General features: G+C 45.4%; 6 protein-coding genes. 5 read left to right on the forward strand and 1 reads right to left on the reverse strand.

Features of this window, described 5'->3' with window-relative positions; genetic code table 11:
- Nucleotides 1–27: 27 nt before the first annotated feature.
- The gene (locus tag KIT51_09475; protein ID UYN85133.1) at nt 28–1,749 is read right to left on the reverse strand and encodes a GMC family oxidoreductase; all 1,722 of its coding nucleotides are present in this window, start codon (nt 1,747–1,749) and stop codon (nt 28–30) included.
- A 258-nt stretch (nt 1,750–2,007) separates the two neighbouring features.
- Between KIT51_09475 and KIT51_09480 the strand changes: the two genes are divergently transcribed.
- The 5 genes from KIT51_09480 (at nt 2,008) to KIT51_09500 (ending at nt 13,698) form a co-directional block, all read left to right on the forward strand.
- Nucleotides 2,008–3,717: an alpha-amylase gene (locus KIT51_09480; protein ID UYN88548.1), complete on the forward strand. Its 1,710-nt coding sequence runs from the start codon at nt 2,008–2,010 to the stop codon at nt 3,715–3,717.
- Between the two features lie 28 nt (nt 3,718–3,745).
- A complete protein-coding gene (locus tag KIT51_09485; GenBank protein ID UYN85134.1) occupies nt 3,746–5,704 on the forward strand; it encodes an alpha-1,4-glucan--maltose-1-phosphate maltosyltransferase in 1,959 nt (652 codons plus the stop codon).
- Between the two features lies 1 nt (nt 5,705).
- Nucleotides 5,706–9,050 carry a maltose alpha-D-glucosyltransferase gene (treS, locus tag KIT51_09490; protein UYN85135.1) on the forward strand — a complete coding sequence of 1,115 codons (3,345 nt, stop codon included), beginning with the start codon at nt 5,706–5,708 and terminating at the stop codon, nt 9,048–9,050.
- 189 nt (nt 9,051–9,239) lie between these two features.
- Complete coding sequence (gene glgB, locus KIT51_09495) at nt 9,240–11,219, forward strand: 1,4-alpha-glucan branching protein GlgB (GenBank protein ID UYN85136.1); 1,980 nt, start codon at nt 9,240–9,242, stop codon at nt 11,217–11,219.
- A 94-nt stretch (nt 11,220–11,313) separates the two neighbouring features.
- Entirely contained in the window at nt 11,314–13,698 is a 2,385-nt protein-coding gene (locus KIT51_09500; protein ID UYN85137.1) for a DUF3536 domain-containing protein, read from the forward strand.
- The last annotated feature ends 26 nt before the right edge of the window (nt 13,699–13,724 follow it).

Raw genomic sequence — 13,724 nt, forward strand, 5'->3', positions numbered from 1 at the left:
CTTCTCGTCTGTTCATAGGTCAATCGATTAAAGATTTTGCTTTTTGAATTCCTCCACCGCATAATTCACGGCACGTGCTGTAAAGGCCATATAGGTTAACGAGGGGTTAACGCACGAAGCGGAAGTCATAAAGGAACCATCAGTAACAAAAACATTTTTGCAGGCATGTACCTGGTTCCATTTGTTCAGTACCGAAGTTTTTGGGTCTTTACCCATACGTGCTGTGCCCATTTCATGAATGCCTAAGCCAAGACCGTGTTGAGAAGGATTGTCGTATGAGCGGACATTCTTAAAACCTGCCGCATCCAACATTTCAGCGGCATCGTTGGCCATGTCTTTGCGCATTTTGAAATCATTCTCTTTAAATTCTGTATCGAACAGCAGGGTGGGTAATCCGTACTTATCCTTCTTATCCGGATTTATGGTAACGAGGTTTGTTGGGTCGGGCAATACTTCACCAAAGCCACCCATGCCTATGCTCCATTTACCGGGTGTCGTTACGGCCTCCTTCAATTGTTCACCAATGCTCATTTCGGCAACAAGCCTGGACCATCCGCTGCGCCCGGCACCGCCCTGGTAGCCAAAGCCGCGCAGGTAGTCGCGCTTATCTTTGCCAATGTTGCGGAAGCGTGGTATGTAAATTCCGTTGGCCCTTCTTCCATAGTAGTATTGATCTTCGAAGCCTTCAACTTCTGCGCTTGCACCAACACCCAAGTGGTGATCCATAATGTTTCGTCCTAATTGATCGCTGTCGTTGCCAAGGCCATTGGGGAACCGTTTAGATTTTGAATTCATTAAAATGAACGTAGAGCCCATGGTTGATGCACAAAGGAAAATTACTTTGGCATAGTATTCAACTTGTTCTCCGGTTTCTGCATCCAGCACTTTTACACCCGTTGCTTTTCCCTTCTGTTCATCATAAATCACTTCATAAACAATTGCGTTGGCGCGCAGGGTCATGTTTCCGGTTGCTGCGGCTGCCGGTAGTGTTGCTGAATTGCTGCTAAAGTATGCACCATACGGACAACCCCTACTGCAAAGGTTACGGTATTGGCACGTGCCGCGCTGTGGGCTCTTATCATGGGCGAGGGGACCGGCCAGGTTGGCCACACGGCCAATGGTAAGTATCCTTCCGAATTTTTCCATCATGGATTTCTTCAATTCCTTCTCTACGCAATTCAATTCCATGGCTTGAATGAATTTGCTATCCGGCAATATGTCCAGCCCCTCAGGCTGGCCACTAACGCCTACAAATGTTTCCACATAATCGTACCACGGCTCGATTTCTTTGTATCGAACGGGCCAGTCAATAGCTATTCCTTCTTTAAGATTAGCTTCAAAATCCAATGGTGCCCAGCGGTAACTCTGCCGTCCCCACATAATAGATCGGCCACCTACATGGTAGCCACGCATCCAGTCAAAGCGCTTTCCTTCTTTTTCCGTATATGGATTTTCAAGGTCGTTGACAAACCAATGCTTGGTGGACTGTCGCACAGTATAACCGGTTCGGTTTTGTACGCCTTGCTTTTCCAGGTCCTCGGCTGTTGGCCTGTCGGCAAAGGGCAACTGCCAGGGGTCTTTTGTTGCCGTTGGGTAATCGGGGTGCTTTACATCGCGGCCGCGTTCAAGCACTAAGGTTTTTAAACCTTTCTCTGTAAGTTCTTTGGCGGCCCAGCCACCACTAATGCCAGTGCCAACTACAATAGCATCAAATGTGTTTTGGTTTTGTGCGTCAATGTTGAGGTACATAAGGGTTCGATTTCGACTAAAAGTAAATATACTTGTTCGATCTGTTTATTGACATTTTTTCTAAGGGTAATTGAAAGGGTTTTTTGGTTTACGGTAAAATTTTATCGCAATCGTTTGCATGAAATTTTGTGCCTCCTCAGCGCAGCGGGTTCATATCATTCCTTATCTTTCAGAATGTACCGATTTACCCTTATTTTAGGCATACTAGCATTAGCAGGGTGCAGCCAAAAGAAAGAGGAACAACCACCCTTACCCGGCATGGACACAACCCCCAGAAAGATTATTGTTTATCAACTAATGGCCCGGTTGTTTGGCAACAAAGAAACCGTAAACAAACCGTATGGAACGCTTCTGGAAAATGGTGTAGGGAAGTTTGCAGATATAAATGACCGGGCGTTAGTGGCCCTTAAAGAATTGGGCATTACCCATGTTTGGTATACCGGTGTATTGGAGCATGCCGTGCTTACCGATTACACGCAATTCGGCATACCGCTTGACGATGCCGATGTGGTGAAGGGCAGGGCAGGGTCGCCTTATGCTATTAAAGACTATTATGATGTTAATCCCGACTTGGCCGTTTCAGTGCCCAACAGGATGAAGGAATTTGAACAATTGATAGAGCGTACCCACAAGCATGGTTTAAAAGTATTGATCGATTTCGTTCCCAACCATGTGGCACGTGCCTATAAATCCGATGCCAAACCTAAAGGCGTTGTTGACCTGGGCGAGTTTGATGATAAGAGGGTTCGCTTTAAACCCGACAACAACTTCTATTATTTACCAGGCCAATCCTTTGTGGTGCCCAGGGAGTATGAACCACTCGGTCCGAATAATGATTTTCCAACCAAGGATGGTAAGTTTGAAGAAACCCCGGCAAAGGTTACGGGTAACGATCAATTCACGGCAAGCCCCGGCCTGCATGAGTGGTTTGAAACCGTGAAACTCAACTACGGTGTTGACATAGAGAACGGAAGGCAATCTCACTTCAACCCCGTGCCCGATACATGGGTAAAGATGAAAGACATACTTGTTTTCTGGGCAAACAAAAAGGTAGATGGGTTTCGGTGCGATATGGCCGAAATGGTGCCCGTGGAATTCTGGCAATGGGCTATTCCCCAGGTAAAAGCGGTTAACCCTGAAATAGTTTTCATCGCTGAAATCTATAACCCAAACCAGTATCGTAATTATATCCACACCGGAAGATTCGATTACCTATATGATAAAGTTCAATTGTACGATACGCTTAGGTTATTGGTCAATGGCCAGCGGAGTACAAAAGACATTGAGGTGATCCAAAATGACCTGAGGGGTATCAATGCACAGATGCTTCATTTTTTGGAGAACCATGATGAGCAACGCATCGCATCAAAATATTTTGCCGGTAATCCCTGGAAGGCCATGCCGGCCATGGTAATCAGTGCGGCTATTGATCAGGCACCGGTCATGATCTACTTTGGCCAGGAAGTAGGGGAGCCCGGTGCCGGGGCCGAAGGTTTTCAGGGTGATGATGGCCGAACCACAATTTTCGATTACTGGGGTGTGCCTGAACACCAAAAGTGGATGAACGGTGGTGCTTTTGATGGGGCTTCATTAAGTGATGACCAACATCGGTTAAGAAATTTTTATTCATCGTTATTAAATTTAGCAGGCAAACATCCGGCTATTGTTTTGGGCGAGTATGCCGATATTACCTCGTACAACATTGACCTCAGAAATTTTAACGATGATGTTTTTGCCTGCATTCGTTATTATGATAAACATCGCTTATTGATTGTGGCCGCGTTTAATACGTCAACCCGCAGGATAAAAATTTCCATACCCGAAGCATTGGCAAATACGATTTCGCTGGATAAACAAGCTGAGTACCCGCTAAAGGAAATTTTATGGAACGCTGAAGGTGAACAACTGGACAATTTAACCTTGTCCCTTGATCTTCCTCCATTCAGTGCATTTATTTTTGAATTTTAAGTTGTGTGCAGATAAGCATATAAGTATTATGAACGTAGAAAAAATTGCTGGCCAGGTTAGGGTAATAATTGAAAATGTACAACCTGAAATTGATGGCGGACGCTATCCGGCCAAACGCACTGTTGGTGAGCGGGTGGATGTTACTGCCGATATTTTTGCCGATGGTCATGACCATGTTCGGGCAGACGTACTGTATAAGAAGGCTGGCGCCAGGGAATGGCAACGCACACCCATGACCGAGTTGGGAAATGATACCTGGAAGGCATCTTTCTATACCACCGAAAAGACTAACTATATTTTTACCGTTGAAGCCTGGATAGACCATTTAGAAACATGGCACGATGGACTAAAAAAGAAGGCCAAGGCCATGCTTAACGTTAAACTTGAACTGTTGGAGGGTGCCCTTTTATTGGAGAAAGTTGCCGGTAAAAAGGAAAGAGAACTCACTCAATTGGCCACCCGGTTCAGGGACGATAAAAAATATCTGGAGAATGTTGAGTATGTTCAAAGCGCTGAGTTTGGCGACCTGGTTCACCGTCATCCGCTTCGTGAATTTGAAAGCCGTTATAAAAAAGAATTAACGGTTATTGTCGAAACGAAAAAAGCGTTGTTCAGCACCTGGTACGAATTGTTCCCACGTTCGGCTGCTTCTGATGGCAAGCACGGCACTTTTAAAGACGTGATCAAATTGCTTCCGCGGGTATCGGCCATGGGGTTTGATGTGCTCTATCTTCCGCCTATCCACCCGATAGGAAAAATTAACCGTAAAGGAAAAAACAACAACGTAAGGGCAACTGAAGGTGAGCCGGGTTCGCCCTGGGCCATTGGTAGCGATGAGGGCGGTCACAAGGCGATACACCCACAGCTGGGCACACTTGACGATTACAAAAGGCTAATTGCCGAGGCCAGAAAAATCGGGATTGACATTGCGCTTGACTTGGCTTTTCAATGTGCACCTGACCATCCGTATGTCAAGGATCATCCGGAATGGTTCAAACAACGCCCCGATGGTTCAATTCAATACGCAGAAAACCCACCCAAAAAATACCAGGATATTTATCCTTTCAATTTTGAAGGCGATGACTGGAAGGGTTTGTGGGAGGAACTAAAATCGGTTATCGTGTATTGGGTGGAGCAAGGGGTAATGATTTTTCGCGTGGATAATCCGCACACCAAACCAATTCCTTTCTGGGAGTGGGCCATTGATGAAGTGCATAAAAACTATCCGGATGTTATCTTTCTGTCGGAAGCTTTTACCCGGCCACGCATTATGGCTTCGTTGGCTAAATCGGGTTTTACGCAATCGTACACTTACTTTACCTGGCGGGTTAGTAAGCAGGAGTTGACTGATTACATGAATGAATTGGTCTATGGGCCATCGCGCAATTATTTCAGGCCTAACTTCTGGCCTAACACGCCCGACATACTTCCTTACCACCTCCAGCACCAGGGCGAAAACATGTTTATAATTCGCCTGGCATTGGCTGCCACACTTTCATCGAATTACGGAATTTATGGTCCACCGTACGAATTTTATGAGAACAACCCCGTGCCCGGTAAAGAAGAGTACATGGATTCGGAGAAGTATGAAATCAGGCAGTACAACTGGAGGCGCACCAATCGAATGACGGACATTATTTCTATTGTAAACAAGGCACGAAAAGAACATGCTGCCTTGCAATCAACCTGGAACCTCCATTTCTGTTCAATTGCAAATGATGCCATGTTGGCGTACCTCAAATTTACAGATGACCTTAAGAGTATTATTCTGGTGATCGTTAACCTCGATCAGCACAATACGCAGCATGGTTATGTGCAACTTCCCACTCACTTATTAAACATGCGGGGCAAGATTAATGCAAAGTTGCACGACCTGATGACCGATGAACACTACACCTGGACGCAGGAGTGGAATTATGTGGAATTGAACCCGCATAAAATCCCATTTCATTTATTTAAAGTAGATATACACGAATCCTTTATGTAAGATGAGTGCACCAAAAATTAATGAATCGCTATGGTTTAAAGATGCCATTTTTTACGAGGTATCGGTACGTGCATTTTACGATAGTAACAACGATGGTATTGGCGACTTTAACGGGTTGGTGCAGAAACTTGATTACCTGGAAGACCTGGGTGTTAACACCCTCTGGCTTTTGCCATTTTACCCTTCACCATTAAAGGATGACGGTTACGATGTTACCGACCATTATGAAATCCATCCCGACTATGGTACCCTGTCTGATTTTAAATCATTTTTAAAAGAAGCCCATGCGCGTGGTATCCGGGTTATCACTGAACTTGTCCTTAACCATACTTCCGACCAGCATCCGTGGTTTAAGCGTGCACGCAAAGCTAAAGCCGGCTCACGCTACCGCGAATTTTATGTATGGAGCGATACACCTGATAAATACAAAGAAGCCCGGCTTATTGTACAGGATGATGAATCTTCCAACTGGACGTGGGATCCGGAAGCCAAAGCATATTACTGGCACCGCTTTTATCGTCATCAGCCAGAATTAAATTACGATAACCCCGAAGTGCAAATGGAGATGATCAAGGTCATCGACTTTTGGATGAAAATGGGTGTTGACGGATTCCGGTTACCTTCTGCACCTTTTTTGTTTGAGGAAGAGGGGACCAGTTGTGAAAACCTTCCGCAAACGCATACCTTTTTAAGGCGCATACGCGCGCACATCGACAAGCATTACAAAAACAGGATTTTGATTTCGGAGGCTAACCTCTGGCCTGAAGATGCGGCCTCGTATTTTGGCGATGGGCAAGAGTGCCACATGAATTTTAATTATCCGTTAATGCCACGGCTTTTCCTGGGGTTGCGAACGGAAGATAGCTATCCTATTGTAGATATCCTGGAGCAAACACCCGATACGCCCCCAAATAGTCAGTGGGCGTTGTTCTTGCGTAACCACGATGAACTGGGGTTGGAGATGGTAACCGAAGAGGAAAAGGATTACCTGTTTAAAGCCTACGCCAACGATCCGCACACCAAGTACAACCTGGGTATCCGCAGGCGGTTGGCACCGCTGTTGAACAACGATCGTAAAAAGATTGAATTGCTCCACACCATTTTGCTTTCATTGCCCGGATCACCCGTATTGTATTATGGCGATGAAATTGGCATGGGCGATAACATTTATTTAGGCGACCGCTTTGGCGTGCGTACACCCATGCAATGGAGTATGAACGTTAATGCAGGGTTTTCAAACGCTAACCCGCAAAAGCTTTACCTGCCGGTTATCACCGATCCGATTTACCGGTACGAGTCTGTAAATGTGGCCACACAGGATGAAAACCCATCTTCGTTGCTGTGGTGGGTGCGGCAGGTGATTGCCATGCGCAAACGCCTGAACGTTTTTGGTCGGGGTGAAATGAAATTCATTGAAAGCACCAATAGTAAAGTGCTTTGTTTTTTGCGCTCGTATGAAAAGCAACGCATAATTTTGGTGGCCAACCTGTCGCAGTTTTCGCAATTCACAACGCTTAACCTAACCGAATTTAAAGATTGTGATGTAACCGAAGTGTTCAGCCAAAACCGGTTTATGAACGTTGGTGAAGGTCAGTATTCAATAACCATAGGTGCTTATGGTTACTATTGGTTACAATTGGATACGGTTGACAAGAAAACCAAACCCGAAACCAGCGGTGAACTTCCACTCTTCGCAACGGATCTTTCATGGGAGAAGGTTTTTAATTCCTATAATGAGAAGCGCCAGTTCGAACGGAAAATACTTCCTCCCTTTATGAAAAAGTGCCGGTGGTTTGGCGGTAAAGCTAAAGTCATCAGCAAAATGGGTATCGAAAAAATGATACCCCTCAAAGTGAGCGGTCAAACTCACTACCTTACCCTGGTGGAAGTGCATTACGTACAGCGTTTGCCCGAGTTATATTTCATCCCGCTTACGTTTGCCCCGGCAGATACCGTTATTGACCGGGTGGAGTACCATGCTCAAAGTGTGATCTGCCGTGCTGAAATTCAGGACGAGGTGGGCTTTGTGATGGACAGCAGCTATGATAAACTATTCCGCGACCACTTGCTGATTAACATGGACAAAAAAGCGCGCATAAAATTTGACGATGGTGTGCTGGAGTTCAACTCAAGTGTATTTAATAAGATCAGCATAGACGGAGCAGTAGACTCAAAAGTGCTGAAGGCCGACCAAAGCAACACGGCCATCATTTATAACGAAAAGTACTTTTTTAAATTCTATCGCAAGCTGGAGCGTGAAATCAATCCAGACCTGGAAATTGTCCGCTTTCTTTCTGAAAATACAAGCTTTACCAATAGCCCTAAATATGCGGGCAGTATTGAATTTAAAGATGACGAAGATCGTGTTATTGTATTTGGCCTGTTGCAGGAGAAAGTGGAGAACCAGGGCGAGGCGTGGAGCATGACCATAGATTCGGTAGGGCGGTTTTATGAACGTGTAATCACAAAAGCTAAAAAAGAGAAATTGCCCAAGCTTATCAATAAATCAAGCATTGCCTTTGAAGAAGCCCCTGAACTCATACAGGAATTTATAGGGCGTGGTTTTTATGAACGTGTAGTGCGCCTGGGGCAGCGAACGGCCGAAATGCACCTGGCTTTGGCTTCCGATCAAAGCAATCCTGCTTTTGCACCTGAGCCATTCACGGCCAATTATCAACGATCATTGTATTCTTCGCTACGCAAGCTCGTGCGCGATAGGTTTAATTTATTGGAGTCATCGCTGGCAAAGCTTGATCCTGAAGTTCGCGAGCTGGCCATGAAAGTGTTGGCTATGGAAAATGAGGTGCTTGAGTGCTTCAAGGAAATTTATGAAGTACGTATTAATGCAATGAAAACACGCATCCATGGCGATTATCATTTGGGGCAGGTGCTGTTTACCGGTAAGGACTTTGTGATTATAGACTTTGAGGGCGAACCAGGTTTCTCTTTCAGCGAGCGCAGGTTAAAGAAAAACCCGCTGAAGGATGTTGCGGGCATGATGCGTTCATTTCAGTATGCAGCTTTTGGAAAAATTTTACTGAATGAAAATTACCGCGACCGTGACATGGAATTTTTGGAGTCGTGGGCCGAGCAGTGGCAGCATTATGTAAGTCGCTTTTATTTTGGTGCGTACCTGGAGCGTTTGGGCCTTGGTAAAGAACTTTCGTACGAGAATGAAGTGCTTATCAGGACGTTCCTGATTGAAAAAGCAATTTATGAACTGGGTTATGAATTAAACGGCCGCCCGGATTGGGTTGTTATTCCGCTGCGTGGAATCAGTTATCACATGAACCGGTACATGCAGGCTAAAGAAGAACGGGAAAGTAAGAAAAAGGGGAAGAAGTAATCAGTCATTGGTCATCAATTAGATTTATCGAACTTGAGGAATTAAATGTGTACAAGAAGGTAAAATAAATTGATTGTGGATATTTCGCTACTTGGAAAAATGCTAACAAATATATTCATTCAATTGGAAGAGTTTCTGAGCCTTCTGAGGAATACAGAGATTTCACCAATGACAACTGATCAATGACCAATGACGATTACTATGGGTAAAAAGAAAAAAATATCATCCGAAGCAAGTATTGCCGCAGATGTTTACACCCGGTTTACAGATTTTGACATACACCTGTTTAAAACCGGCAAGCATTTTAAGCTCTATGAAAAAATGGGGTCTTTTCCGGTTGATTTTAACGGTAAGAAAGGAACCTACTTTGCCGTGTGGGCACCCAATGCCCGAGCTGTCTCTGTGATTGGAAACTTTAATTACTGGAATAGCGAAAGCCATAAACTTTCTCCGCGGTGGGATGAATCCGGAATATGGGAAGGTTTCTTTCCCGGTGTACATAGTGGTGAGGCCTACAAGTATGCTGTCCACTCCAATACAGGTGATTTTCTGGAGAAGGCTGATCCCTTTGCCATGTTCGCTGAAACACCACCCAAAACAGCTTCTATTATTTGGGACACTGACTATAAATGGAAAGATGCTAAATGGCTTGACAAGCGGAAATCTGAAACCGGTAAGCCGAAACCCTATTCGGTTTATGAAGTGCACTTTGGCTCGTGGAGAAGAAAGTTCGAAGACGGAAACCGCTCATTGAGCTACCGCGAAATGGCCGATGAGTTGGTGGCGTATGTTACTGATCTTGGTTTTACACATGTAGAGTTCCTGCCCATTATGGAGCATCCGTTCTTTGGATCGTGGGGCTATCAGATCACCGGTTATTTTGCCCCATCAAGCCGCTTTGGTTCTCCTGAAGAATTTATGTACTTAGTCGATAGCCTCCACCAGGCCGGTATTGGTGTTATCCTTGATTGGGTGCCTTCACATTTTCCGGGCGATGAACATGGCTTGTATAAATTTGACGGCACACACCTGTACGAACATTCCGATCCCCGTAAGGGTTTTCATCCCGACTGGAAGAGTTATATTTTTAATTACGGCCGCAACGAAGTGCGTTCCATCCTCATCAGCAACGCTGTGTATTGGCTCGACCGCTATCATATTGACGGGCTTCGTGTAGATGCTGTAGCCAGCATGTTGTACCTGGATTACTCCCGTAAGGAAGGTGAATGGATACCGAACCAATATGGTGGTCGCGAAAATATTGAGTCCATTGTTTTCCTGAAAGAGTTTAATGAAGTTGCCTATTCACAATTTCCGGATATTGTAACCTTTGCCGAGGAATCAACGGCATGGCCAGGGGTTTCAAAACCAACCTATTTAGGCGGGCTCGGTTTTGGACAGAAGTGGATGATGGGCTGGATGCACGACACGCTAAAATATTTTAAGAACGATCCGATCCATCGCAGGTACCACCAGAATGAAATTACCTTTAGCATCATGTATGCCTTTACTGAAAACTTTATGTTACCATTATCGCACGATGAAGTGGTGCATGGTAAAGGTTCATTGTTAGGGCGTATGCCCGGTGATGAATGGCGGAGGTTTGCCAATTTGCGCTTGATGTTTTCGTACATGTATACACATCCTGGAACAAAACTTTTGTTCATGGGCGGGGAGTTTGGGCAATCGGCCGAGTGGAACCATGACCAGAGCCTGGACTGGCACTTGTTGCAATATCCTAATCATCAGGGTGTTTACCAGTTAATGAAAGATTTGAACGCGTTGTATAAAACAGAGGCCGCGCTTTATCATTATGCTTTTGACGACCGTGGGTTTGAATGGGTAGATTACTCCGACCATCAGAATAGCGTAATTATTTACCAGCGCAAATCCGATAAGAAAGAAGATTTATTGTTGGTAACCTGCAATTTCACACCCGAAACACGGAGCCATTACCGGGTAGGCGTGCCTTACCGGGGCCAGTGGCGGGAAATTTTTAATTCCGATGACATGAAGTATGGCGGAAGCGGTGTGTTAAACCAGGGGGCATTGTTTACCTCTCCCATAAAATACCACCAAAAAGATTATTCCCTATCGCTTACACTGCCACCGTTGGGTATATCCGTGCTAAAACTGGAAAAAGAAGAGGCAGAATTTGAACTGGAGTAATTACAATTAGCAATTAACAATAAGCAATCATTTAGTGTCACCAATCACGGATGAGTCATCAATTACCATTGATCATTGACTATTGACAGAACAAATGGAGAAGTACATCTGTATTCACGGACATTTTTATCAACCACCCCGCGAAAATGCCTGGCTTGAAGTAATTGAAGTCCAGGACTCCGCCCATCCGTACCACGATTGGAACGAACGCATTTCGGCTGAGTGTTATGCGCCCAATGCTGCCTCGCGGATTTTAGAAGGTGGCGTAATCAAAAATATTGTTAACAACTACAGTCGCATAAGTTTCAACTTTGGCCCCACGTTGCTCTCGTGGATGGAAGAGTATGACCGCGAAACCTACGAGGCCATCCTGCAGGCCGATAAGGAGAGTATCAAAACATTCAATGGACACGGTTCCGCACTGGCACAAGTATATAATCACATGATTATGCCCCTGGCCAATGAGCGCGATAAACGCACACAAATTGTTTGGGGCATCCGCGATTTTGAACATCGCTTTGGCCGATCGCCTGAAGGTATGTGGTTAGCCGAAACCGCGGTTGACACGCCAACCCTTGAAGCGTTGGCTGATTATAATATTAAGTTTACCATACTGGCACCCCGGCAGGCAAAAGCTTTCCGAAGAGTTGGAGATGAACGTTGGGATGAATTGAACGGTACGGGCATCAATCCGCGAAAGGCATACCAGGTTAACCTTCCTTCAGGTAAAAGCATCTCCGTATTTTTTTATGATGGTGACATTGCGCAGGGCGTAGCCTTTAATGGTTTGCTGAACGATGGCGAAAAATTCTCCCACCGGTTGCGAAACGCTTTCGATAAGGATGATGCCGAACCGCAATTGGTTCACATTGCTACCGATGGCGAGTCGTACGGGCACCACCACAAACATGGCGATATGGCGTTGGCGTTTTGCCTGGACCATATCCACCGGCTCAAGCACAATCACCTGATGAACTATGGTCAGTTTTTGGAACGATTCCCTCCGTTGTATGAGGTGCAAATCCATGAAAACAGTTCGTGGAGTTGTGCGCACGGGGTAGAGCGGTGGCGCAGTGACTGCGGTTGTAGCACAGGAGGTAACCCCACCTGGAGCCAAAAGTGGCGACAGCCTCTGCGTGAAGCCCTGGATTGGTTACGCGATGAGTTGATTAAAATTTATGAGTCAAAGGCGGCTGATGTATTGAAAGACCCCTGGAAGGCCCGGGATGAATACATTAATGTGATCCTGAAGCGCAACGATGAAAACATACGCAGGTTTTTAAAGGATCATTGCGCTAAAGATGTAGAGCAGAATAAAGTCTTCCGGCTGATGGAAATGCAACGTAATGCCTTGCTCATGTACACGAGTTGCGGATGGTTTTTTGACGAGATATCAGGAATTGAAACCATTCAGATATTGCAGTATGCGTGTCGTGCCATTCAACTGTTGCATCAAACAGCCGGGGCTGATTTTGAAGAGGAATTTATCCGGAAACTTGAAAAAGCACCAAGCAATATTGAATCGTTGGGCAATGCAGGCAATGTGTACAGGCGTTATGTATTGCCCTCTAAAACCAACCTTCAACGAGTGGGCATGCACTATGCAGTGGCCTCGTTGTTTGAAGATGATCCTGAGGAGACACCGGTATTTAATTACACTACGGCCAACGAATTCTTTTTGCGCAAGGAGGCCGGAGAGCAAATACTAACGCTCGGCATAACACGAGTACAGTCCAACGTAACCCGCTCCGAAAGGCGAATGGCATTTGCCGTGGTATATATGGGCAAGCATAATATTATTGGCAACCTGGCACTGGATATGGATCCGGTTGATTTTGAGAACATGAAGTTTCGGGTAGGAACCGCCTTCGATGAAGGCCGGTTGGGCGATGTATTGGGATACATGCAGACCTACTTTGGCCCGGATAAATATACCTTGTGGCAATTGTTCAAGGATGAAAAGCGCAAGGTGCTGGATATGATTACCCAGCAAAGTATGCGCGAGTTGGAGGAATCGTTGCGCAGGGTATATAACCGCGATTATCCGCTCGTGAATGCTTTATCAAACAACGATATACCGATACCGCGTGCGTACACCACTACGTTTGAATACATTCTTAATGCCGACCTGGTGAATTCATTTCAGCCGGAAAAAATCAATGTAAAAGAGATTGAGCGCATTATGGGCGAAATGGTGAAATGGGAACTAACCATTGAAGACCCGGATAAAATTGAACGCCTGGCAGGGGAGAGTATTTATAAAGAACTCAAGCGCATCAGTGCCGAGCGAAGTAACGTAAAACGCATTGAGCGGTTGAACAGGGTGTTTCCACTGCTGCAAAAATTCAAACTGGAACCCATTCTCTATAAAAGTCAAAACCTGTATTTCGAAATTTCCAAAGAAAATGGTTCTGAAAAACCAGAGTGGGTTGCACAGTTTAAATTACTAGGCGAGAATTTGAAGGTAAAGGTGGAGTAACGTGGGTGTTTGCGATGTGGCCGGAA

The organism is Cyclobacteriaceae bacterium (assembly GCA_025808415.1).
In the GTDB taxonomy this organism is placed as follows: Bacteria; Bacteroidota; Bacteroidia; order Cytophagales; family Cyclobacteriaceae; genus UBA2336.